The organism is Gordonia sp. (in: high G+C Gram-positive bacteria), assembly GCF_047602025.1.
Lineage (GTDB): Bacteria > Actinomycetota > Actinomycetes > Mycobacteriales > Mycobacteriaceae > Gordonia.
In genome coordinates this window covers 1,910,482-1,932,932 of record NZ_JASGII010000001.1, presented here as the reverse complement: position 1 = coordinate 1,932,932, position 22,451 = coordinate 1,910,482, and the positions used below count along the sequence as shown (strand labels likewise).

The 22,451-nt window shown below is 70.8% G+C and carries 22 protein-coding genes; 13 read left to right on the top strand and 9 right to left on the bottom strand.

Features of this window, described 5'->3' with window-relative positions; translation table 11 throughout:
* The first annotated feature begins 2 nt into the window (after nt 1–2).
* From QM728_RS09620 to holA, 3 genes are read left to right on the top strand one after another with little or no spacing between them, the layout of a single operon-like run.
* Entirely contained in the window at nt 3–1,646 is a 1,644-nt protein-coding gene (locus QM728_RS09620) for a ComEC/Rec2 family competence protein (protein ID WP_415031801.1), read from the top strand.
* Complete coding sequence (locus tag QM728_RS09615) at nt 1,540–2,049, top strand: hypothetical protein (RefSeq protein ID WP_415031800.1); 510 nt, start codon at nt 1,540–1,542, stop codon at nt 2,047–2,049. The genes QM728_RS09620 and QM728_RS09615 overlap by 107 nt, the downstream gene beginning before the upstream one ends.
* A gap of 9 nt (nt 2,050–2,058) precedes the next feature.
* Entirely contained in the window at nt 2,059–3,021 is a 963-nt protein-coding gene (holA, locus tag QM728_RS09610; protein ID WP_415031799.1) for a DNA polymerase III subunit delta, read from the top strand.
* A 101-nt stretch (nt 3,022–3,122) separates the two neighbouring features.
* On the opposite strand, the gene rpsT is transcribed toward holA, so the two are convergent.
* Entirely contained in the window at nt 3,123–3,383 is a 261-nt protein-coding gene (rpsT, locus tag QM728_RS09605; RefSeq protein ID WP_415031798.1) for a 30S ribosomal protein S20, read from the bottom strand.
* A 108-nt stretch (nt 3,384–3,491) separates the two neighbouring features.
* Between rpsT and QM728_RS09600 the strand changes: the two genes are divergently transcribed.
* A complete protein-coding gene (locus QM728_RS09600) occupies nt 3,492–4,622 on the top strand; it encodes a sulfotransferase family protein (protein ID WP_415031797.1) in 1,131 nt (376 codons plus the stop codon).
* Between the two features lie 7 nt (nt 4,623–4,629).
* Here the strand turns inward: QM728_RS09600 and QM728_RS09595 are convergent, their stop codons facing one another.
* From QM728_RS09595 to QM728_RS09585, 3 genes are read right to left on the bottom strand one after another with little or no spacing between them, the layout of a single operon-like run.
* The gene (locus QM728_RS09595) at nt 4,630–5,064 is read right to left on the bottom strand and encodes a type II toxin-antitoxin system PemK/MazF family toxin (protein WP_415031796.1); all 435 of its coding nucleotides are present in this window, start codon (nt 5,062–5,064) and stop codon (nt 4,630–4,632) included.
* 23 nt (nt 5,065–5,087) lie between these two features.
* Nucleotides 5,088–5,477 (bottom strand): DUF4189 domain-containing protein, encoded by a 390-nt coding sequence (locus tag QM728_RS09590; RefSeq protein ID WP_415031795.1) that lies wholly within the window; start codon nt 5,475–5,477, stop codon nt 5,088–5,090.
* Nucleotides 5,478–5,534: 57 nt separating this feature from the next.
* Nucleotides 5,535–6,197, bottom strand: a complete 663-nt coding sequence (locus tag QM728_RS09585) for an alpha/beta family hydrolase (protein WP_415031794.1) — start codon at nt 6,195–6,197, stop codon at nt 5,535–5,537.
* Between the two features lie 48 nt (nt 6,198–6,245).
* On the opposite strand from QM728_RS09585, the gene lepA reads away from it, so the two are divergent.
* From lepA to QM728_RS09545, 8 genes are all read left to right on the top strand, one after another.
* Entirely contained in the window at nt 6,246–8,129 is a 1,884-nt protein-coding gene (gene lepA / locus QM728_RS09580) for a translation elongation factor 4 (RefSeq protein WP_415032871.1), read from the top strand.
* Nucleotides 8,129–10,162 (top strand): M3 family metallopeptidase, encoded by a 2,034-nt coding sequence (locus QM728_RS09575; protein WP_415031793.1) that lies wholly within the window; start codon nt 8,129–8,131, stop codon nt 10,160–10,162. Before lepA ends, QM728_RS09575 begins: the two co-directional genes overlap by 1 nt.
* Before the next feature lie 75 nt (nt 10,163–10,237).
* Entirely contained in the window at nt 10,238–10,534 is a 297-nt protein-coding gene (locus QM728_RS09570; RefSeq protein WP_415031792.1) for a hypothetical protein, read from the top strand.
* Nucleotides 10,535–10,701: 167 nt separating this feature from the next.
* Complete coding sequence (locus QM728_RS09565) at nt 10,702–11,796, top strand: sulfate ABC transporter substrate-binding protein (RefSeq protein ID WP_415032870.1); 1,095 nt, start codon at nt 10,702–10,704, stop codon at nt 11,794–11,796.
* On the top strand, nt 11,793–12,641 hold the full coding sequence (gene cysT, locus QM728_RS09560) for a sulfate ABC transporter permease subunit CysT (protein WP_415031791.1): 849 nt from the start codon (nt 11,793–11,795) through the stop codon (nt 12,639–12,641). The genes QM728_RS09565 and cysT overlap by 4 nt, the downstream gene beginning before the upstream one ends.
* Nucleotides 12,638–13,531, top strand: a complete 894-nt coding sequence (gene cysW, locus QM728_RS09555; RefSeq protein ID WP_415031790.1) for a sulfate ABC transporter permease subunit CysW — start codon at nt 12,638–12,640, stop codon at nt 13,529–13,531. Before cysT ends, cysW begins: the two co-directional genes overlap by 4 nt.
* 1 nt (nt 13,532) lies before the next feature.
* Nucleotides 13,533–14,525, top strand: a complete 993-nt coding sequence (locus tag QM728_RS09550; protein ID WP_415031789.1) for a sulfate/molybdate ABC transporter ATP-binding protein — start codon at nt 13,533–13,535, stop codon at nt 14,523–14,525.
* A gap of 29 nt (nt 14,526–14,554) precedes the next feature.
* Complete coding sequence (locus tag QM728_RS09545; protein ID WP_415031788.1) at nt 14,555–15,400, top strand: hypothetical protein; 846 nt, start codon at nt 14,555–14,557, stop codon at nt 15,398–15,400.
* On the opposite strand, the gene QM728_RS09540 is transcribed toward QM728_RS09545, so the two are convergent.
* From QM728_RS09540 to QM728_RS09520, 5 genes are read right to left on the bottom strand one after another with little or no spacing between them, the layout of a single operon-like run.
* Nucleotides 15,383–16,120, bottom strand: a complete 738-nt coding sequence (locus tag QM728_RS09540; RefSeq protein ID WP_415031787.1) for a sirohydrochlorin chelatase — start codon at nt 16,118–16,120, stop codon at nt 15,383–15,385. The two genes, QM728_RS09545 and QM728_RS09540, sit on opposite strands and share 18 nt — an antisense overlap.
* Nucleotides 16,117–17,421, bottom strand: coding sequence for a sulfate adenylyltransferase subunit 1 (locus QM728_RS09535; protein ID WP_415031786.1), 1,305 nt, complete (start codon nt 17,419–17,421; stop codon nt 16,117–16,119). The genes QM728_RS09540 and QM728_RS09535 overlap by 4 nt, the downstream gene beginning before the upstream one ends.
* Nucleotides 17,421–18,356 (bottom strand): sulfate adenylyltransferase subunit CysD, encoded by a 936-nt coding sequence (gene cysD / locus QM728_RS09530; protein WP_415031785.1) that lies wholly within the window; start codon nt 18,354–18,356, stop codon nt 17,421–17,423. Before cysD ends, QM728_RS09535 begins: the two co-directional genes overlap by 1 nt.
* Nucleotides 18,353–19,081 carry a phosphoadenylyl-sulfate reductase gene (locus tag QM728_RS09525; RefSeq protein WP_415031784.1) on the bottom strand — a complete coding sequence of 243 codons (729 nt, stop codon included), beginning with the start codon at nt 19,079–19,081 and terminating at the stop codon, nt 18,353–18,355. The genes cysD and QM728_RS09525 overlap by 4 nt, the downstream gene beginning before the upstream one ends.
* Before the next feature lie 11 nt (nt 19,082–19,092).
* Entirely contained in the window at nt 19,093–20,865 is a 1,773-nt protein-coding gene (locus tag QM728_RS09520) for a nitrite/sulfite reductase (RefSeq protein ID WP_415031783.1), read from the bottom strand.
* 327 nt (nt 20,866–21,192) lie between these two features.
* Here QM728_RS09520 and hemW point away from each other — a divergent pair, with 327 nt between their 5' ends.
* A complete protein-coding gene (gene hemW, locus QM728_RS09515) occupies nt 21,193–22,416 on the top strand; it encodes a radical SAM family heme chaperone HemW (RefSeq protein WP_415031782.1) in 1,224 nt (407 codons plus the stop codon).
* Nucleotides 22,417–22,451 lie beyond the last annotated feature (35 nt).

Genomic DNA, 22,451 nt, shown 5'->3' with positions numbered 1-22,451 from the left:
GCATGCCGCGCCTCGACCTGCGGTTGGCGATTCCCGCTATCGGGTGCTGGTCCATCACCTGGTTGGGCATCAGCTCCGCGCGCGGCGTGCTGGTCGTCGCGATCCTGCTGTCGCTCGGCTGCGTCGGCGGTGGCGCGGCCGCTCTGGCCGGGTGCACTCGGTGCGAAAGCGGACACGGTCGGCGGGAAAGTGGGCACGGTCGGGGGATGGCGGGGGCTGCGACGATCGTGCTCGCGACCGCGGGACTGACCGGAGGAGCGGGTATCGCCCTGCTGATCCGGGCCGACCGCGTCGACGCCCACCCGCTGCGGCAACTCGCGGGTGCCGCGGTCACGGCCGTGGTCAGTCCGATCGAGGATCCGAAAGTCGGATCGCGCAGCCCAGAGCTCGTCTGGGCGCGCGTGCGGCTGCACGCGGTCGACGGTCGCTCGGTGCCCGCCGCGACGGCGGTGCTGTTCGCGTCGAACCGTCCGGGCGCGCCGTCGGGCCGGTGGCTCGACCTGCGTGTGGGTCAGCGCGCCCGCGGGGTGGTGACCGTCCGCATCCCGGAGGGGCGGGGGCTGGTCGTGGCGCAGCTGACGGCCCGCGGGCCGCCCACCGTCGTCGCCGAGGCACCCGGTTACCTGCGGCTCGCCGAAGCAGTCCGCGGGCGATTTCGGGCGGTGTGCGCCGATGCGGTCGGCCATCGCGCGGCCGGGTTGTTGCCCGGGCTGGTCGTCGGCGACACCAGCATGGGGGAGGCCGAGGTGGAGGATCAGTTCCGGCGGGCCGGACTCACCCATTTATCCGCTGTTTCCGGAGCCAACTTCGCGCTGATCGTCGGGGCGGCGGTGCTGGTCTTCGCCGTCGTCGGCGGATCGCTCCGCACGACCGCGATCGCCGGACTCGCCGCGACGATCGCCTTCGCGGTGCTCACCCAACTGTCCCCGAGCGTGATCCGCGCGGCGATCATGGGCGGCATCGGCCTGCTGGCGATGGCGGGCTCGCGCAGCCGCGACGCGATGCCCGCGCTGGCTGCCGCGGTGGCGCTGGCCCTGCTGGTGTGGCCCGAGCTGGCCGTCGACGCGGGCTTCGCGATGTCGGTCGCGGCGACCGCGGCGCTCATCGCGTGGTCGCCGGTGCTGCGCGACCGGCTGGTCGGGCACCGTTGGCCGCGCGGCGCGGCAGACGCCGTCGCGATGGCGACCGTCGCCTTCGTCGTCACCGCGCCGCTGGTTGCGCTGATCTCGGGGCGGGTCAGCCTGACCGCGGTGCTCGCCAACATCGCGGTCGCACCGGTCATCCCGGTGGTCACCGTCCTGGGGGCGCTCGCCCTGGTGTTGGCGGCAATCGACGTGGGAGCGGCCACGGCCATGGCACGACTGCTCGTGGTCGCCTGCGAGCCGGGGCTCTGGTGGATCCTCCGAGTGGCGCGATTCCTCGGTGGCCGCTGGGCGGCGGTTCCCGCGGGACCGTTGTGGGTCCTGTTGGTCATCGTCGCGGCGATCGTCGGCCGGTCGGTGCTGCGTCGGCGGTCGGGGGACAAGTACAGTCCGTTTGATGGGCGGTTGGTTCTGGTTCGGATTCCTCGGTGGCTGGCTGCTGTTCGCCGGCCCGATCTACCAGGCCGCGATCGAACTTCGCGACCCCGGAATCACCCGCGATGAAGCCGAGGAGATGCGGGAACGGGTGGGCTCGATACCCGCGCCGAAGCCGGTGAGCCGCTGGTGGTGGCTGCTGCCGCCGGTGGCCTATGTGCTGAGCATGCGGCGTCGGCGCCAGTGGCGGACCGCCGCCCTCGGCGCGATGAACATGGACGACTGGCGCTTGATGCAGTCGTACAAGAACAAGGCGACCGGATGGCTCATCGTCGCCCTCGGTGCGCTGTGCATCGCCTACAAGGAGACCGGCGAACTCGTCGAGCACCAGGGCTGGAACGGTTGGACCATGGCGGCGCTGATCGTGGTGCCGTTCATCCTGAGCGTCGGCTACACCGTCAGCAGTCTCGGGCGCGAGCACCAACTCGAGGCCACCGTCGCCGCGAGCCACGGCGTCGGAGACGCGCCGTAGGATGAGTTCGTGAGCGAACCCCTGTACCTGCTGCTCGGCGACAACGACTTCCTCCTCGAACGCGGGGTGCACCAGGTCGTCGCCGCGGTGGGCAAGGGGTCGTCGGAACCGGTGCCGGTCACCCGGGTGCGCGCCGGCGACGTCACCGGCACCGAACTCGCCGAACTGCTCAGCCCGTCGCTGTTCGGCGACGCGCGGGTCATCGTCGTCGAGGCGGCCGCGGAGGCGGGCAAGGAGCCGGCAGCCGTCATCACCTCGACTCTCGGCGACATCCCCGACGGGATCACCCTCGCCATCGCCCACACCGGGGGCGGGCGCACCAAGGCGATGGTCGGCGCACTGCAGCAGGCGGGCGCCACGGTCATCGACTGTGCCACGCCGCGCTGGCCGTCCGACCGCGCCGACTTCGTGCGCCGCGAATTCCAGAACCTGGGCGTGCGGGTGCCGCGCGAGGTCGTCGACCTGATGCTCGCGAACGTCGGCTCGGACCTGCGCGAGCTCGCCGCCGCCGCCAGCCAATTGGTCGCCGACACCGGCGGCAAGATCACCGAGCAGGCCGTCGAGACCTACTACGCCGGCCGCGCCGAGGTGAAGGGCTTCGAGATTGCCGACAAGGCGGTCACCGGCGACGAGGGCGGGGCCCTGGAGGCGCTCGCGTGGGCGGTGCACCACGGCACGCCGCGGGTCATCCTGGCCGATGCGCTCGCCGAAGCCGTCCACGGCATAGCCCGCGTCAAGGGTCTGGGCAACGCGAACCCGCAGTCGGCGGCGGCCGACCTCGGGATGCCGCCGAGTCGGGTGAAGAAGCTGCAGGCGCAGGCCGCCGCGTGGGACGCCACCTCGATCGGCCGGGCTGCCGTCGTCGTCGCCAAGCTCAACGGTGATGTGAAGGGGCAGGCCGCCGACGCCGACTACAGCCTGGTGAGCGCCGTTTCGGCCGTCGCGGGCCTGCGACCGCGCCGCGGCCGCTGACCGGTCGCCCGCCCCCCGCAAACGCGAATCACCCCGGCGACCGCGTGGTCGTCACCGGGGTGATTGCAGAACAGGTGCCGCGGAGCGGCGTCAGGCCAAGCTCAGAGCTTGTTGACGGCGATGGCCATCGCCGACTTCTTGTTGGCGGCCTGGTTGGCGTGGATGACGCCCTTGCTGGCCGCCTTGTCGAGCTGGCGGCTGGTCGCGGCGAGCAGCTCGCCGGCCTTCTTCTTGTCGCCGGATTCGACGGCCTCGCGGAAGGTGCGGATCGACGTGCGAAGGGCGGAGCGAACCGACTGGTTGCGTCGACGCGCCTTCTCATTGGTCTTGATGCGCTTGACCTGCGATTTGATGTTTGCCACGCGAGTTTGTCCTCTAACTAGATCTGGGATGACAACGACCGTCGACTTTACCAGTCGGCTCCGTGGCCGCCCAAATCGTCGGGTGCGGTGCTCGCTAGGGTGAGCGGTATGTCCGTCGTGTACGTCCACATCGGTCTGCCGAAGACCGGGACCACCCATTTGCAGGACCGGTTGTGGCGCAACCGCGACCTCGCTCTCAAGGCGGGGCTGCTGTACCCGGGCGATGCCATCGACGATCACTTCCACGCCGCGGCCCACCTGCAGCCGAAGCGCTACCTCGACTGGGTCGACCCGGAGCGCAAGCGCGCCTGGCCGACGATGGTCGCGCAGATGCGCGCCTGGCCCGGCACGAGCCTGGTGTCGCACGAATTGTTGGCGACCGCGAACCGCGAGCAGATCGCCGAATTCGTGGGCGCGCTCGACTTCGCCGACGAGGTCCACGTCATCGCCACCGTCCGTGACCTCGCCCGCCAGTTGCCGTCGGCGTGGCAGGAGAACGTGAAGAACCAGCGTCGCGGCACCTTCGACGAGTTCGTCGACGCGGTGGCCGGCCGTGCGGACTCGACCGACCTGGGCCACGGCGAGGAGGGGCCGTTCTGGGAGTTCCAGGACTATGTCCGCATCCTCGACGACTGGTCGTCGGCGGTGCCCGACGAGCGGATCCACGTCGTCACCGTGCCGGCCGGGGGCGGCCTGTGGGAGCGCTTCCTCGGCGTGCTGGGCGTCGATCCGGCTGCGTTGTCGGCCCAGGTGGAGAGCTCCAATTCATCCCTGTCGGCCGCACAGGCCGAGTTCCTGCGCCAGCTCAACGACCGGCTGCAGCCCACCGACGTCGAGTGGTCTCGGTACGAGCGGATCGTCAAGGGCGAGGTCATCGGGCAGGTCATGTTCGCCGAGGAGGAGCGCGGCGCGCCTCAGGGACTCTCGACCGAGCAGCGCCGCTGGGCGGCCGGGCAGGCGCAACGGATGACCGCGGCGATCGCGGCGCGCGGCTACGACGTCGTCGGCTCGCTCGACGACCTGGCGGTCGACGCGGCGGCGGGATCCGATGCGTTGCCGCCGTCGCAGCAGGAAGTGCTCGACGCGGCGTTGGACGCCCTGGCCGGCTGGGTGAAGATCGCCCCGGTGCCGGCGACGCCGCCGCGGTGGGAGTCGGCCGCCCGCAACACGGTGCGCAAGGCCCGTCGACGAGCCGCCGGCGTGCGCAACCGGGTGCGCCAGCGGCGCGCGGCGCGCTGAGGGCGGACTACCGCCAGCCGTAGTCGCGGCGCAGCTCGTCGGCGACGGCGTCGAACCGTTCCCGGTCGAGGGCGGCGCCCTCCCGACGGATCCGATCGGCTGGGATGTCCAGCACCCGGTCCAACCGCACGTAGCTGGGCCGGCGCTCCTCGTCCCAGACGCCGGCGCCGATCGGGCGCCAGTTCGGCTCGTCCGCGTGATACGGCTTGCTGGAGAGCATCAGGCCCAGCACCTGGTCGGGCTCGGGGTCGTGGGGGTCGCGGCCGACGACGAGCACGGGCCGGTCCTTGCCCTGGGCGGGGTCTTCCTCGAAGGGCACCCAGGTCCACACGACTTCACCCGGATCGGCGTCGCCGTCGAGGTTCGGGCGGTACTCGACGGCCCGCGCCAGCTGCTCGGTGGGGGATGCGTGTGGGGCCGCGCCGGGTGAGCGCGGCCCCACACGATCAGGCTCTGGTCGCGGTGTCACCGCGCGGTGCACGCCCAGCCGCGGACGTGGGAACCGGGGCCGGCCTTGCGGCGGGCCGCGGCGGAGGCGGCGGCGCGGGTCGGGAAGCCGCGGGCCGTGCCGACCCGGGTGCGGCCGGCCATGAACTTGTACGCGACGGCGCCACACGAGTTGTAGAAGGCGATGTAGCCGCAGGTGGAACCGCAGCGGCCCTTCGCGGCGCGGATCGCCGCGCCCTGCGTCGGATAGTTGACGCCGTAGCCGGTGGCGCCGCTGTAAGTCCAGGCGATGGCGCCCCAGTTGACGCGGGCCTGTGCCTCCGGTGCGTTGGCGGGCGGGACGAGTGCGGCGCCAGTTGCGATTGCCGCGGCGATTCCGAGGGTGGCGATGTGTTTGCGTGCGCTCATGCGGGCAAACCTAACGCAGCTCGGCCGACCGTGGTTGCGCGTCGTCGCACATGCGAATTACGCGGGGTCGACGATCACGTCCATCACGGCATCGGCGGCCAGTCGGGCGACGTCGGTCTTCGCCGGGTTCAGCGCATGGGGCGCCGCCACGGTGACGATGCGCGTCGGGGCGTCGATCAGTGCAACCGCTGCGGCCAATTCGTCGGCGGAGGCGAACGGGTCGGTGCGGCCGTGGACGACGACCGTCGGCACGGTGATCTGGGGCAGGTGCTCGGTGCGCAACCGCTCGGGCTTGCCGGGTGGGTGCAGCGGGTAGGAGCTGAGGAACAGGCCGTCGGTCAGTCGGCCGCCATCCTCGGCGACGACCATCGACGCCTGGCGACCGCCGTAGGAGTGGCCGCCGACGATGAGCGGGATGCCGCCGGCCAGGTCGCGCACCTGCGCCATCGCCCGCCGGATCCCGGCGCGGTCCACGGCCGCCCGCGACGGTGACGGCGGCCCCTTCGGCCGCTGTTGCCGGTAGGGGAGGTCGATGCGGGCGACGAGGAGTCCGCGGGCGCAGAACTCGTCGGCATAGGCGCGCAGGATCGCCGCGTTCCGGTCGCCGCCGGCGCCATGCGCCAGCACGACCGCGGCCAGCGGCGATGAGTCGGGTTCGTGCAGGTCGGCGACGACCGCGGGCAGTTCGTCGCCGGCAGCGGGAATGGTGAGTGATCGCACGCCTCCCACCGTAGGCCCGGCCGCGCTGGGCGGCACCGGCATGACAGACTGGAGGGCAGACCTTCGCGACGAGGAGCGCCTCTCATTTCCAGCTTTGCCGACAAGACGTTCACCGACCCCGAACGCATCCGCAACTTCTGCATCATCGCCCACATCGACCACGGGAAGTCGACCCTGGCCGACCGGATGCTGCAGCTCACGGGCGTCGTCGAGGAACGGCAGATGCGCGCGCAATACCTCGACCGGATGGACATCGAGCGCGAGCGCGGCATCACCATCAAGGCGCAGAACGTGCGCCTGCCGTGGCAGGTCGGCGACACCGACTACGTGCTGCACCTCATCGACACCCCCGGCCACGTCGACTTCACCTACGAGGTCAGCCGAGCCCTGGAGGCGTGTGAGGGCGCGGTGCTGCTCGTCGACGCCGCACAGGGCATCGAGGCGCAGACCCTCGCCAACCTCTACCTGGCGATGGAGAACGACCTGGAGATCATCCCGGTCCTCAACAAGATCGACCTCCCCGCCGCCGACCCGGATCGCTACGCCGCCGAGCTCGCGCACATCGTCGGCTGCGAGCCCGACGACGTCCTGCGCGTCTCCGGCAAGACCGGCGAGGGCGTGCCCGCACTGCTCGACCGCATCATCGAGCGGGTGCCGCACCCGGTCGGCGACGCCGACGCCCCGGCCCGCGCGATGATCTTCGACTCCGTCTACGACACCTACCGCGGCGTCGTCACCTACGTCCGCGTGGTCGACGGCAGGATCGTGCCGCGCGAGAAGATCGCCATGATGTCGACCGGCGCCACCCACGAACTCCTCGAGGTCGGCATCGTCTCGCCCGAGCCCAAGCCCACCGGCGGCCTCGGCGTCGGCGAGGTCGGCTACCTCATCACCGGCGTGAAGGACGTGCGCCAATCGAAGGTCGGTGACACCGTCACGACCGCTCGGGGTGGGGCGACCGAAGCGCTCACCGGCTACCGGGAGCCGGTCCCGATGGTCTACTCCGGCCTGTACCCGGTTGACGGCTCGGACTACCCGGTGCTGCGCGAGGCGCTGGAGAAGCTGCAGCTCAACGACGCCGCGCTCACCTTCGAGCCGGAGACGTCGGTGGCGCTCGGCTTCGGCTTCCGCTGTGGGTTCTTGGGCCTGCTGCACATGGAGATCACCCGCGAGCGCCTGGAGCGCGAGTTCGACCTCAACCTCATCTCCACCGCCCCCAACGTCGTCTACCGCGTCGTCATGGACGACGGCTCCGAGCACGTCGTCACCAACCCGTCGGACTGGCCGTCGGGCAAGACGAAGGAGATCTGGGAGCCGATCACCAAGACCACGATCATCGCGCCCAGCGAGTACATCGGGGCGATCATGGAACTGTGCCAGTCCCGCCGCGGCGAGATGGGCGGCATGGACTACTTGTCCGAGGAGCGCGTGGAGATCCGCTACACGCTGCCGATGGCCGAGATCATCTTCGACTTCTTCGATTCGCTGAAGTCGCGCACCCGCGGCTACGCCAGCCTCGACTACGAAGAGGCCGGCGAGGCGCAGGCCGACCTGGTGAAGGTCGACATCCTGCTGCAGGGCGAGGCCGTCGACGCGTTCAGCGCGATCGTGCACCGCGACGCCGCCTACGCCTATGGCAACAAGATGGCCCTCAAGCTCAAGGAGCTGATCCCGCGCCAGCAGTTCGAGGTGCCGATCCAGGCGGCCATCGGGTCGAAGATCATCGCCCGCGAGAACATCCGCGCCATCCGCAAGGACGTGCTCGCCAAGTGCTACGGCGGCGACATCAGCCGCAAGCGCAAGCTGCTCGAGAAGCAGAAGGAGGGCAAGAAGCGGATGAAGACGATCGGCCGCGTCGACGTCCCGCAGGAGGCCTTCGTCGCCGCGCTGTCCTCCGACGCGGTCGGCGACAAGCCGAAGGGCGCCAAGTAGTGGCGCTCGCCGTCGGCTCGTTGCCCTACGGGCTGCCCGACTTCGCCGCAATCGCCGACGCCGACATCGAACCCGCGGTCGACGAGGCACTGACCGCCCACCGCGCCGAGATCGACGCGATCACCGCCGATCCCGCCGAGCCGACCTTCGCCAACACGATCCTGGCGGTGGAGAACTCCGGTCAGGACCTCGCGCGGGTGCTGCGGATCTTCTACGGCATCCTCGGTCCCGACGCCACGCCCGAGCGCACCGACATCGCCGCCCGGCTGGCCCCGCGGCTCGCCGACCACACCAGCGCGATCCGCAGCGACCCCGCGCTGTTCACGCGGATCGCCGCCGTGTGGGATCGGCGCGAGGCTCTCGGCCTCGCCGAGGACGAATCCCGCCTGCTGGGCCAGCAGTACCGCGACGGCGTGCGCGCGGGCGCGAAGCTCGACGACGCCGGTCGCGAAGAGATGCGCCAGATCACCGCGCGGCTGGCCGACCTCACCACCGAGTTCGGCCGCCTCGTGCTCGAGGAGGCCAACGCGTCGGCCGTGCACTTCGCCGACGAATCGCGGCTCGACGGGCTCTCGCCGGGGGAGAAGTCGGCTGCCCGCGAGCGCGCGGCCCAGGCCGGTCGCGACGGCTACCTCGTCGCACTGGAGCTGCCCACCAGCCAGAGCAGCGTCGCCGACCTCACCGATCCGGTCGCCCGTCGCGCCGTCTTCGACGCTTCACTGGCCCGCGGCTCGCGCGGCAACGAGTTCGACACCACGGGCATCGTCGCCGAAGTGGTCCAGTTGCGTGCCCGCCGCGCCGAGCTCCTCGGCTACCCCGACCACGCCGCCTACGTCATCGACGAGGAGACCGCCCCCGACGTCGACGCCGTCGAAGCGCTGCTCGCCCAGGTCGCCGCGGCGGTCCGCCCGGCCGCGGCGGCCGAGGCGACGGCCCTGCGCGAACTCGCCGGTGGGGACGTCGCCCCGTCGGACTACACGTTCTGGCTCGCCCGCCATCAGCGCGCGCGGGCCGAGGCCGACATCGACGGCTTCGCGCACTACTGCGAACTCGACCGCGTATTGCGCGACGGCGTCTTCTTCGCCGCCGGCAAGCTGTACGGGCTGACCTTCACCGAGCGCGCCGACCTGGCGGGCTATCACCCCGACGTCCGGGTCTTCGAAGTCTTCGACGAGCACGGCCACGGGGTCGGGCTCTACCTGGGTGACTACTACGCGCGGCCCACCAAGCGCGGCGGGGCCTGGATGACCTCCTTCGTCGACCAGTCCCGCGAACAGGGCACCAAACCGGTCGTCGTCAACGTGCTCAACGTGCCCAAGCCCGCCGACGGCGAGCCGACGCTGCTCAGCATCGACCAGCTGACGACCCTGTTCCACGAGTTCGGGCACGCGCTGCACGGGCTGCTGTCGGACGTGCGGTTCGTCTCGCAGTCGGGGACGTCGGTGCCGCGCGACTTCGTCGAGTTCCCGTCGCAGGTCAACGAGCACTGGGCGCTGCACCCCGACGTCCTCGCCAGCTATGCGCGCCACGTCGAGACCGGTGAGCCGGCGCCCGCCGAGCTGATCGAGCAGGTGCGCGCGACGTCGAGCACCGAACCGGCACACGCGACCGTCGAATACCTCGGCGCGGCCATCGTCGACCTGGGTTGGCACCGGCTGACCGGCGCGCGGCTCGCCGAACTCCGCGTCGCGGAGGACCCGGGCGTGTGGCCGGCGGTCGAGGCCGCCTCGCTCGAGCGGGCCGGTGCGGCGAACGACCTCATCCCGCCGCGCTACCGCAGTCCGTACTTCAACCACATCTTCGCCGGCGGCTACTCGTCGGCGTACTACGCGTACATCTGGTCCGAGGTGCTCGACGCCGCGACCCGCGAATGGTTCGACGCGGGCGGCGGCCTGAGTCGGGAACTGGGCCGCCGCTTCGTCCAGACGACCCTGTCGAAGGGCGACAGCGTCGACCCGCTCGCCGCGCACCGGGAGTTGATCGGCGGGGCGGCCGAGGTCGCGCCGCTGCTCCGGCGGCGCGGGCTCGCCTGAGCCGCGCGACTATGCTGGACGGCGCGCGGCTGGCCGCGGGTTTTTAATCAGGCTGATTGCAAGAAGGGTGCGCCGGTGTCCGGGTTCCTCTCCTGGTGGGACGGCGTAGAAGCGTGGCTGATCCGGCTCCCGTTCGTGCCGCAACTCATCGTGTTCCTGCTCGCCGTCGTGCCCCTGGCGATCGGCCTGGCGATCCTGCTGTCGCGCGCGATCGAGGTCGGCGCCGGCGTCGCCGCGCGGGTGCGGGCACGGATCACCGCCGTCTGGAACCTGCAGGTGAAGGATGGGATCGGCGCGCTGCGCCACGACATCGCGACAACCTCAGCGCGGATCCGCGCGCAGCGCCGCGGGAAGGACAAGACTCGACCATGAAGCGCTCGCCGGTGACCTGGGCCCTGCTCGGCCTGCTCCTGCTCGTCGTCGTGGCGTGGCTGATCATCGGCTAACACGCCGCAACCGACCGCGCACCGGGGCGCCGCTGTGCGGCGGCGACGGGCGCCCGGCCTTGCTAGTTTGACCCGGTGACCTCGACGATCCCCCTGCGCCGCGCGCTGACCGCCCTGATCGCGGTCACCGCGGTCGCCCTGGGCACCGCCGCGTGCGGCGGTGGATCGACCGACGAGCCCGGCGGACAGGACATCTCCTCGGGCAGCCGACACCTCAAGCTGGTCGCCTACGCGGTCCCCAAGCCCGGGTACGACGCGATCATCCCGGCGTTCCGCGCCACCGCGGACGGTCGGGGCGTCGGCTTCGCACAGAGCTACGGCGCCTCCGGCGACCAATCGCGCAAGGTCGCGCGCCGCGTGCCGGCCGACGTTGTCAACTTTTCCGTCGAGCCCGACATCGCGCGCCTGGTGAAGGAGGGCGTCGTCGCCGAGGACTGGAAGTCGCAGGCGCTGAACAGCAGCACGCCGTTCGGCTCGGTGGTGGCACTCGTGGTGCGCAAGGGCAACCCCAAGAACATCCACGACTGGGACGACCTGCTCAAGCCGGGCGTCCAGGTCATCACGCCGAACCCGGGCAGCTCCGGGTCGGCCAAGTGGAACCTGTTGGCGCCCTTCGCCGCGAAGAGCGACGGCGGGCGCAACCGGCAGGCCGGTCTCGACTACATCGGCGAGCTCGTCCGCGACCACGTCCGCGTGCAGCCGAAGTCGGGCCGCGAGGCGACCACCGCCTTCGAGCAGGGCCAGGGCGACGTCCTGATCAGCTACGAGAACGAGGCGATCATGCTCGACCGGGCCAACGCGACCGCGCCGCGCGGCCAGCAGGTCGAGTACGTCATTCCGCCGCAGACCTTCAAGATCGAGAACCCGGTCGCGGTGACCACCACGAGCGAGGACCCGCGGGCCGCGCGCTCCTTCGTCGACTTCCTCTTCACGCCGACGGCCCAGCGGCTGTGGGCCCGCGCCGGCTTCCGCCCGGTCGACGACGCCGTGGCCGCCGAGACCGCCGACCTGTTCCCGGGCCGGATCACCCGGTTGTGGACGATCAGCGACCTCGGCAAGGTCCTCGGCCGCGACACCGCCGCCGCGGGCGACGGCAAGGACCTGACCGGGTGGAAGGCCGTCGACGCCGCGCTGTTCGGCGCGGACGGCGCGGTCACCGAGATCTATACCGCCGGGGGTCGAAAATGACCGCGGCGGCCGACACGCAGGCGCCGGCCGGATTCCTCGGCCGGCCGCAGACCTTCCGGGGCGTCTCCCCGCTGGGCGTCGGCGTGGCCTGGCTCTGGCTGAGCGTCATCGTGCTGCTGCCGCTCGCGGCCATCGCCGTGCAGTCCTTCGGCAACGGGTGGAGCGGCTTCTGGTCGGCGATCACCGAGCGCAGCGCGATCGACGCCCTCGCGATCACCGTCGGCGTCTCGATCGTCGTCGCGCTGATCAACGTCGTGTTCGGCACCCTCATCGCGTGGGTGCTCGTCCGCGACGACTTCCCCGGCAAGAGCTTCGTCAACGCGATCATCGACCTGCCGTTCGCGCTCCCGACGATCGTCGCCAGCCTGGTCCTGCTGTCGCTGTACGGTCCCAACTCGCCCGTCGACATCCAGCTCAACGCGACGCGGCCGGCACTGGTGATCGCGCTGACCTTCGTCACGCTGCCGTTCGTCGTGCGCCAGGTGCAGCCGGTGCTGCTCGAGTCGGACACCGACGTCGAGGAGGCCGCGGCCGTCCTCGGCGCGAGCAACCGGGTGACGTTCACCAAGGTGGTCCTGCCGGCCCTGCTGCCCGCGATCCTGACCGGTGCGGGCCTGGCCTTCACCCGCGCGATCGGCGAGTTCGGGTCCGTCGTCCTGATCGGCGGCAACATCCCCGGCAAGACGCAGGTCGCCTCCCAGTACATCCAGCAACAGATCGAGATCGACGAGCCGGTGAACGCCGCCGCGATCTCGGTCGTCCTGCTGCTCATCGCGTTCCTGGTGCTCCTCGTCCTGCGCATCGTCGGCCGACGGCAGTCGGTGCGGGAGGAGGAGGACCGGTGAAGGTTTCCCCGCTGACCCGGTACGCGCTGCGGACGATCGCGCTGGTGTATCTGTTCGTGCTCCTCGTGGTGCCGGTCGCACTCATCTTCTGGCGCTCCTTCGAGCACGGCTTCGGGCAGTTCTGGGAGTGGATCACCACGCCGGCGGCCATCTCGGCCCTGCAGTTGAGCCTGCTGATCGTCGCGATCGTCGTACCGCTGAACATCGTTTTCGGCGTCGCGACGGCACTCGCATTGACGAGGGGTAGCTTCCCGGGCAAGGGCCTGCTCCAATCGGTCGTCGACCTGCCGTTCGCGGTGTCGCCGGTCGTGGCGGGCGTCGCCCTGATCCTGCTGTGGGGTCACGGCGGCTGGTTCGGCGGCGTCGAGAGCCTCGGGTTCAAGGTCATCTTCGGTTTCCCCGGCCTGGTCCTGGCGACGCTGTTCGTGACGCTCCCGTTCGTCGTGCGCGAGGTCGAGCCGGTGCTGCGCGAGATCGGCACCGAGCAAGAGCAGGCGGCGGCGACGCTCGGCGCCAACGGGTGGCAGACGTTCAGCCGGATCACCCTGCCGGCCATCCGCTGGGGACTGACCTACGGCGTCGTGCTGACCATCGCGCGCTCGCTCGGCGAGTACGGCGCGGTGACCATGGTGTCGTCGAACTACCCGGGCATCTCGCAGACCCTCACCCTGCTCGTCCACTCCCGGTACACCGACGATTACAACGAGTTCGGCGCGTACGCGGCGGCGACACTCCTGATGCTCGTCGCGATCCTCGTCCTCGTCGCCATGACCGTCGTCGAGCGCCGCGTGCAGGGCCGGTACGCGGGAGCGTCCGAAGAGGCGCTCGCCGTGCCCGACGGCCCCGCGTCGACCGACCCCCGACTCGCCCAGCAGAAAGAAGGCGTCTGACATGTCCATCTCGGTGATCGGGGCGAACAAGCACTACGGCGACTTCGCCGCCCTCGACGACGTCACCCTCGACATCCCGCAGGGGTCGCTGACCTCGCTGCTCGGCCCGTCGGGCTCGGGCAAGTCGACGCTGCTGCGCGCCATCGCCGGGCTCGACAGCCTCGACTCGGGGACGGTGCTCATCAACGGCACCGACGTCACCGACCAGTCGCCGCAGAAGCGCGACATCGGCTTCGTCTTCCAGCACTACGCCGCGTTCAAACACCTCAACGTGCGCGACAACATCGCGTTCGGCCTCAAGATCCGCAAGCGCCCGCAGGCCGAGATCGACCGCAAGGTCGACGAGTTGCTCGAGATCGTCGGCCTCGAGTTCGTGCAGAAGCGCTTCCCGTCGCAGCTCTCCGGCGGCCAGCGCCAGCGCATGGCCCTGGCCCGCTCGCTCGCCGTCGACCCGAAGGTGCTGCTGCTCGACGAGCCGTTCGGCGCCCTCGACGCCAAGGTCCGCGAGGACCTGCGCAAGTGGCTGCGCCGCCTCCACGACGAGGTGCACGTGACCACGGTGCTGGTGACCCACGACCAGGCCGAGGCGCTCGACGTCTCCGATCGCATCGCCCTGCTGAACCAGGGGCGCATCGAGCAGGTCGGGTCGCCCGACGACCTCTATGACCGGCCGGCCAACCCGTTCGTCGCCTCGTTCCTCGGTTCGACGGTCCGCCTCAACGGCGAACTCGTCCGCCCGCACGACATCCGCATCAGCCGCAGCCCCGAGGTCGCGCTGCCCGGCGGCGACACCGACCTGGACACCGGCACGGTCAAGGCGACCGTGCAGCGCGTGGTCAACCTGGGGTTCGAGACCCGCGTGGAATTGGTCTCGGCCGCCAACGGCGAGGAGTTCTCCGCGCAGATCACCCGCGGCGACCAGAACGCCCTGCACCTGCAGCCGGGCGAGACGGTTTACGCGCGTGCGACCAAGGTCGCCGGGTTCGACGCGTAGGCGGCAGTTGGTCCCGCTAGGCTCGGCGGATGCGCCACGCGTACCGGTCGGACCCTGTGCGGACGGCTCGTCGAATAGCGCGCTACGACGACTACACGTCGCAGTCCATTCTGGCCGCCGGCGGGGAGTTCGTGTGTGCCCACGGCCCGGACTGTCTGTCCGCAGCGCGGGCGAACGATGCGGATTGCGCGTTCTACGAGGGCCAGCTCGGTTACATCGGAGACAACTACGACCTCACGATTGACGGCCATCCGTGGCGGATGGCCGTGGTCGGCATGGAACTCGGCGGCAAGCCACCGCTGCAGGCCCACGTGCGGCGGGCGGAGCGGACCGCGCATCACAATCTCGTCATCGACCCGGCGTCGCCGACGCGGAACCCGCACATGCGTGGAACGCGCCTCGCGTTGAACTACTGCTTCGGACTGCCGCTGCAAGCAGAGGAGATTGATCTCGAAGGTCGGCCGGAATCGGTTTTCACCGCCTACTCGCTGCTGAACGCACGACTGTGTTCCGCGACGACCAAGCCGAACAGCATGGACAGTGCCGGTGTCTCGACGATGACCCACAACTGCTTCGACCACCTGAGCGAGATCCTGCGCATCCTCCAGCCCACACTGGTGCTGATCCAAGGGGTCGGCGTGTGGCGAGAGCTCGCGGACCAGATCATGGTCGATGGCGAGCGGGTCGGCGAGAACCTCGTCGTCTCACCGGCGTTCGGCGACCCGCCGACGATGATCGCCCACTTCACGCACCCGTCGGCGCGTGGGGCGTGGGGATGGTCGCGGGCCGACGCGCCCTACTTCGTCGAAACCGTCGTTCCTACGCTGCGGGCGGCCGTCGAGCGCAGCTGGACTGCGTCAGTTCGCGACGATTAGTCGGCTCAGCGGCACCCGGTTGTCCGCCACGGCGGCGACCGCGTCGACGACCGCCGGGTGCGCGCCCAGCGGGCCGGCGACGGCGCAGCCCGGCGCCAGGAAGCGCAGCAGGCCTTCGACGCGTTCGGTGAGCAGGCCCGCGGACAGGAAATAGGGGAGGCCGACGATGCGCGTGGCCCCCGCCGCGCGCAGCCGCGCCAGTGCGCCGCGCAGCTCGCGGGCCCGTGGCCCGAGCTTCGTCGCGAAGACGACCTCGACGGGCAGGCCGGTCAGCCGCGCCACCTCGGCGCCGCGGCGGCGCGCGGCCTCGTCGGAACCCTCATCGGAGGAACCGACGGCGTACATCAGCACCCCGTCACCGCTGTGCGCGCCGGCCTCGTGCAGGCGGTCGACCAGCGCGGTCGCCAGGCTGATCGAGCCGAGGACCGGCGTCTGATCGATGACCGCGCCCGGGTGGCGGCGGCGCGACTCGTCGAGCAGCACCGGCAGGTCGAACCGGCTGTGATAGCCGTCGCCCAGTAGCAGCGGCACGACCGTCACCCGGCCGCCGGCGCCCGCCAGCGCGTCCAACGCGGTGCCGACCAGCGGATCGGTCAGGTCGAGATAGGCCAGCTCGACGCGGCGGTCGGGCGTCGCGGCCCCCACCGCGTCGCGCACGCCGCGCAACGTCGTGGCGAACCGGGGATCCCGGCTGCCGTGCGCGACGAGTAGCAGACTCACGCCGGCGCCGGATCGAGGTGCAACTGCTCGAGGGCGTCGCCGACCAGGCCGGCGGCCAGCGTGTTGCCGCCCGCGGGATCGATCAGCAGGAAGCTGCCGGACTCGCGGCTGTGGCTGTAGTCGTCGGCGACGATCGGCTCGGCGGTCTGCACCGCGATGCGCCCGATCTGGTTGAGCTCCAGCGACTCGGGCGAGGCGACGAGCGCCAACTCCTGCTCGTCGAACACCACGTCCAGCGACCCGACGATCGCCTGCGTCGTGCGCGTGCCGTGCTTGAGCAGCAGCCGTGCGCCCGGGCGCAGCGGCTTGTCGCCGAGCCAGCACACCGTCGCGGTGAACTGCTGGATCGGCTCCGGCGCTGCTGCGGCCGCGGCGATGACGTCACCCCTCGAGACGTCGACGTCGTCGGCCAGCAGCAGCGTGACGCTGTGCCCGGCGGTGGCGGAGGCGAGTTGGCCGTCGGCGGTGTCGATGGCCGCGATCGTGGTGCGGGTGCCCGACGGCAGGATGACGACCTCGTCGCCCTGCGACACCGTGCCGGCCGCGACCTGCCCCGCGTAGCCGCGGTAGTCGGGGAACTCGGCGGTGCGCGGACGGATCACGTACTGCACCGGGAAGCGCAGGCCGACCGGTTCGCCGGAGCGCTCGTGGATGTTCGGCACGGTCTCCAGGTGCTCGATGAGCGTCGGGCCGTCGTAGTACGGCGTGGCGTCCGACCGCGACGCGACGTTGTCGCCGTGCAGCGCCGACACCGGGATCGCGAGCACCTGCTCGTCGGTCCAGCCCAGCGACCGGGTCAACTCGGCGAAGTCAGCGGTGATCTGGTCGAACACCTCGGCACCGTTGTCTACGAGGTCGATCTTGTTGACCGCCAGCACCAGCTGCGGCACGCCCAGCAGCGCCATCACGGCCGCGTGGCGGCGGGTCTGCGCGACGACGCCGTTGCGGGCGTCGACCAGCAGGATCACCAGCTGTGCGGTGGACGCGCCGGAGACCGTGTTGCGGGTGTACTGCACGTGGCCGGGGGTGTCGGCGAGCACGAAGGAGCGCTCGCCGGTGGCGAAGTACCGGTAGGCGACGTCGATGGTGATGCCCTGCTCGCGCTCGGCGCGCAGGCCGTCGACGAGCAGCGACAGGTCCGGGCCGTCGAGTCCGCGGGCCTCCGACGCCCGGTTCACGGCGTCGATCTGGTCGGCGAGCACCGACTTCGTGTCGTAGAGCAGGCGGCCGACGAGGGTGGACTTGCCGTCGTCGACGCTGCCCGCGGTTGCGATGCGCAGCAGGTCGGGGGAGTGTTTCATCAGAAGTATCCTTCGCGCTTGCGGTCTTCCATCGCAGCCTCGGACACGCGGTCGTCGCCGCGGGTGGCGCCGCGCTCGGTCAGGCGGGAGGTGGCGACCTCGGCCAGGACCGCCTCGTTGTCGGCGGCGTCGGACAGGACGGCGCCGGTGGTCGAACCGTCGCCGACGGTGCGGTAGCGCACCGACCGGGTCTCGACGGTCTCGCCGTCGCGCGGGCCGCCCCACGGTCCGGCGGTCATCCACATGCCGTCGCGCTGGAACACCTCGCGCTCGTGCGCGTAGTACAGCGGTGCCAGCAACACCTGCTCGCGCGCGATGTAGCGCCACACGTCGAGCTCGGTCCAGTTGCTCAGCGGGAACACGCGCACGTGCTCGCCGGGGGCGTGGCGGCCGTTGTAGAGGTTCCACAGCTCTGGGCGCTGGCGCTTCGGATCCCACTGGCCGAAGGCGTTGCGCAGCGAGAAGACGCGCTCCTTGGCGCGGGCCCGCTCCTCGTCGCGGCGGGCGCCGCCGAAGACCGCGTCGAACCGGTTCTCGGTGATGGCGTCGAGCAGCGGGATGGTCTGCAGCGGGTTGCGGATCCCGTCGGGGCGCTCGCTGAGGCGGCCGTCGGCCAGGTAGTCCTCGACGCTGGCGACGTGCAGCCGCAGGTTGTGCCGCTCGACGATCTCGTCGCGGAACCTGATGATCTCCGGCAGGTTGTGGCCGGTGTCGACGTGCAGCAGCGAGAACGGCAGCGGCGCGGGCCAGAAGGCCTTGAGCGCCAGGTGCAGCAGCAGCGTCGAGTCCTTGCCGCCGGAGAACAGGATCACCGGTCGCTCGAACTCGCCGGCCACCTCGCGGAAGATGTGGATCGACTCGGACTCGAGCGCGTCGAGGGTGTCGAACTCCCGGTCGTCGCGCACCAGGGGCGTGCTCTGGGTATCGATGCTCATGAGACGTGCAACCCACATTCTGTCTTGGCGCGCCCGGCCCAACGGCCACTGCGCGGATCGGCTCCGGCGGCTGGTTTCGCGGTGCACGGCTCGCACCCGATCGAGGGGTAGCCCTCGTCGACCAGCGGATTCACCAAGACCCCGTGGGTCTCGATGTAGGTCTGGAACTCCTCGTCGGACCAGGCGGCGAGCGGGTTGATCTTGACCAGCCCGAAGCCCTCGTCGAAGGAGATCAGCGGCGCGTTCGCCCGGGTGGGCGCCTCGACGCGGCGGATGCCGGTGACCCACGCGGAGAAGCCGGCGAGCGACGCCTTGAGCGGCTCGACCTTGCGCAGCCGGCAGCACTCGCCGGGTTCGCGGGCGAACAGGTTCTTGCCCAGCAGCTCGTCCTGTTGCTCGACGGTGTGCTCGGGCGTGACGTTGATCAGGTCGAGGTTGTAGACCTGGGTCACCGCGTCGCGGGTGCCGATCGTCTCGGCGAAGTGGTAGCCGGTGTCGAGGAACAACACCTTGAGGCGGGCATCGCCGCGCAAGTCGGCGTCGATGGCCTTGTCGGCGACGTCGATGAGCACCGCGTCCTGCATGTTGGCGGCGATCACGAAGTCGGTGCCGAAGGTCTCGGCGGTCCAGCGCAGCAACTCGTCGGCGGTGGCGTCGGGGCCGAGGTCGGCGGCGCCGCGCTCGGCGATGGTGCGCAGGGTGTCGGTGTCGATCGTGGCAGTCATCGGTCCCTCCCTCACTGCAGCTCGGCGTCGTCGGCGCGGGCGGCCCACTCGGCGAAGCGCTCGCCCTCGTGGCGCCCGGCGATGAAGTTGCGGACCACGCGCTCGATGTAGGTGGTCGCCTCGTCGGCGTAGATCTTGTGCTGGCGCAGCTTGCGGCCGAAGCCGCTGTCGAAGCCCAGGGCGCCGCCCAGGTGGACCTGGAAGCCCTCGACGGGGGTGCCGTTGCCGTCGTCGATCAACTGGCCCTTGAGGCCGATGTCGGCCACCTGCACGCGGGCGCAGGAGTTCGGGCAGCCGTTGAAGTTGATGGTGATCGGCACGTCGAGCTGCTCGTTCAACTCGGCCAGCCGCGTCTCCATCTCCGGGACGAGCGCCTGGCTGCGGCTGCGGGTCTCGGTGAACGACAGCTTGCAGTACTCCAGGCCGGTGCAGGCGATGAGGTTGCGGCGCCAGCGCGACGGGCGGGACGTGAGGCCGACCGCCTCGAGCGCGGTGTCGAGACCGGCGATCTTGTCGTCGGGCACGTTCACGATGACCAGCTTCTGGTACGGGGTGAGGCGCACCGAGTCCGAGCCGGCCGCCTGCGCCGCATCCGCGATCGCGTCGAGCACGTCGGCCGACAGCCGCCCGGACACCGCCGAGTAGCCGACGGCGTTGAGGCCGTTGGTCAGCTTGGTGACGCCGACGTGGTCGATCGGGTGTTTGGGCTGCTCCGGCGCGGGGCCGTCGATCAGCTTGCGCTTCAGGTACTCGTCCTCGAGGACCTGGCGGAACTTCTCCACGCCCCAGTCCTTGAGGAGGAACTTCAGCCGCGCCTTCGAGCGCAGGCGGCGGTAGCCGTAGTCGCGGAAGATCGAGACGACGCCCTCCCAGACGTCGGCCACCTCGTCCAGCGGCACCCACGCGCCCAGGCGCTGGGCGAGCATCGGATTGGTCGACAGGCCGCCGCCGACCCAGAGGTCGAAGCCGGGGCCGTGCTCTGGGTGCTCGACGCCGACGAAGCTCACGTCGTTGATCTCGTGGACGACGTCCTGCTGCCCGGAGACGGCGGTCTTGAACTTGCGCGGCAGGTTCGAGAAGGAGCGGTCGCCGATGTAGCGGCGCTTGATCTCCTCGATGGCCGGCGTGCCGTCGATGACCTCGTCGGCCGAGAGCCCGGCGAGCGGGGAGCCGAGCATGCCGCGCGGGCAGTCGCCGCAGGCCTCGGTGGTCTCCAGGCCGACTTCCTCGAGGCGGCGCCAGATCTCCGGGACGTTCTCGATTTCGATCCAGTGGTACTGGATGTTCTGGCGGTCGCTGATGTCGGCCGTGCCGCGCGCGAAGTCGCGGGAGATGCCGGCCAGCGTGCGGACCTGGGCGAGGTCGAGCTTCCCGCCGTCGGTGCGCACCCGCATCATGAAGTACGGGGCTTCGAGGTAGTCGATGTTGTCGTCGTGGGTGTGCGTGCCGTCGTAGCCCTCGGCGCGCTGGGTGTAGAGGCCCCACCAGCGGAACCGGCCGCGCAGGTCGGCCTTGTCGATGCCGTCGAAGCCGACCTTCGAGTAGATGTTCTCGATGCGGTCGCGGACGTTGAGCGGGTTGTCGTCCTTCTTGGACTGCTCATTCGGGTTCAGCGGCTCGCGGTAGCCCAGGGCCCACTGGCCCTCGGCGCGCGTCTTCTTCGGCCGCGGCCGGCGGGCCGGAGCCTCGCCGCCGGCGGCGCGTGCGGGCCGCTCCGGCCGCTCGCGGCGGGCGGGAGTCTTGCCGACGTCGTCGCCGACGGACTCGGGGGTGGTGAGCGTCATGGATTCTCCTCGCGCGGGCATTGCTGCGCGCAGCGTTCATGGGGCTGGCATGAATGGTGAACTCGGATTCGGCATCCGGGGTCGGTGCGCTGCGCCGCGCGACCGAGAAGGGGGACTACTCGCTGGCCGAATCCGGCTAGCGCATACAGGATGCGCTGTCGCAGCGCATGAGGTCGATGTGGCGCCGCTGGATCAGGCGCAGTCCTCGTGTAGTCACGAGACCCATAGTGCCATGTCTGCCCACACCGCGTCTACTTGGGCAGACTTTCAATCATCGTGAGATAAAACACCGGGGACGGTGCGCTGCCCGATGGGCGCGCGCGGCCGATGGGGGATGATGGAACGGTGACCAGCCCGTCCGCCGTTTCCTGGCGCAACCTGCCCGACGCCGTGGGTCGGCGGCTCGCGTCGGCCGGTTCCGGTGCGGGGCTCGGGCTGTATTTGCACGTGCCGTTCTGTGCGACGCGGTGCGGCTACTGCGACTTCAACACGTACACCGCCGGCGAGCTGGGGTCCTCGTCGTCACCGCAGTCGTGGCTGGCGGCGGTACAGCGGGAACTCGACGGAGCCGCGCGGCTGCTCGGCCCGCGCCCGGTGACGACGGTGTTCGTCGGCGGGGGCACCCCGTCGCTGTTGGGCGGCGACGGCCTGGCCGACCTGCTGGGAGCGGTCCGCACCAGCTTCGACCTCGCGCCGGGCGCCGAGGTGACGACCGAGTCGAATCCGGAGTCGACGTCGCCGGAGTTCTTCGCGACGATCCGCGACGCGGGGTACACCCGGGTGTCGCTGGGCATGCAGTCGGCGGCGGCCCACGTGCTGGCGATTCTGGAACGCACGCACACCCCCGGGCGGGCGCTGGCGGCGGCGCGGGAGGCCTCGGCCGCCGGGTTCGAGCACGTGAACCTCGACGTCATCTACGGCACGCCGGGGGAGACCGACGCCGACCTCGATGCGACGCTCGACGCGGTGCTGTCGGCCCCGGTCGACCACGTCTCGGCGTACGCGCTCATCGTCGAGGACGGGACCGCGTTTGCCCGCAAGGTGCGCCGCGGAGAGATTCCCGCTCCCGACGACGACGTGCTGGCGTCGCGGTACGAGCGGATCGACGCCCGGCTGTCCGACGCGGGCTTCGACTGGTACGAGGTGTCGAACTGGGCGCGCGGCGCCGACGGCGCGTGTCGGCACAACGAGGCCTATTGGCGCAGCGACGACTGGTGGGGCATCGGCCCCGGTGCCCACTCGCACGTCGCGGGCGCCCGCTGGTGGAACCGCATACACCCGGCGACCTATGCGACGGCGCTCGACGAGGGCGAGTGGCCCGGCGACGGCTTCGAGGTCGTCGACGCCGGGGACGCGCACACCGAGGCGGTCATGCTGCGGTTGCGGATGCGCACGGGGCTGCCGGTTTCCGAGCTCGACGACGGGGAGCGGGCGCGCGCCGACACCGCCGTCGCCGACGGGCTGTTGCGGGTAGTCGATGACGCCTACGTGCTCACCGATGCCGGCCGCCTCCTGGCCGACGGGGTCGTGCGCCAGATCCTCGTCGACTGATCTCCCGCGAGCGGATTGTCGTCGCGCGGGCGCAA

Excerpts from the sequence above, each read along its gene's own strand:
- cysD (WP_415031785.1), bottom strand. The coding sequence starts at position 18,356 with ATGAGCATCGATACCCAGAGCACGCCCCTGGTGCGCGACGACCGGGAG.
- QM728_RS09600 (WP_415031797.1), top strand. The coding sequence starts at position 3,492 with ATGTCCGTCGTGTACGTCCACATCGGTCTGCCGAAGACCGGGACCACC.
- QM728_RS09620 (WP_415031801.1), top strand. The coding sequence starts at position 3 with ATGCCGCGCCTCGACCTGCGGTTGGCGATTCCCGCTATCGGGTGCTGG.
- QM728_RS09615 (WP_415031800.1), top strand. The coding sequence starts at position 1,540 with ATGGGCGGTTGGTTCTGGTTCGGATTCCTCGGTGGCTGGCTGCTGTTC.
- QM728_RS09545 (WP_415031788.1), top strand. The coding sequence starts at position 14,555 with ATGCGCCACGCGTACCGGTCGGACCCTGTGCGGACGGCTCGTCGAATA.
- QM728_RS09525 (WP_415031784.1), bottom strand. The coding sequence starts at position 19,081 with ATGACTGCCACGATCGACACCGACACCCTGCGCACCATCGCCGAGCGC.
- QM728_RS09590 (WP_415031795.1), bottom strand. The coding sequence starts at position 5,477 with ATGAGCGCACGCAAACACATCGCCACCCTCGGAATCGCCGCGGCAATC.
- QM728_RS09520 (WP_415031783.1), bottom strand. The coding sequence starts at position 20,865 with ATGACGCTCACCACCCCCGAGTCCGTCGGCGACGACGTCGGCAAGACT.
- QM728_RS09535 (WP_415031786.1), bottom strand. The coding sequence starts at position 17,421 with ATGAAACACTCCCCCGACCTGCTGCGCATCGCAACCGCGGGCAGCGTC.
- hemW (WP_415031782.1), top strand. The coding sequence starts at position 21,193 with ATGGGGGATGATGGAACGGTGACCAGCCCGTCCGCCGTTTCCTGGCGC.
- QM728_RS09550 (WP_415031789.1), top strand. The coding sequence starts at position 13,533 with ATGTCCATCTCGGTGATCGGGGCGAACAAGCACTACGGCGACTTCGCC.
- cysT (WP_415031791.1), top strand. The coding sequence starts at position 11,793 with ATGACCGCGGCGGCCGACACGCAGGCGCCGGCCGGATTCCTCGGCCGG.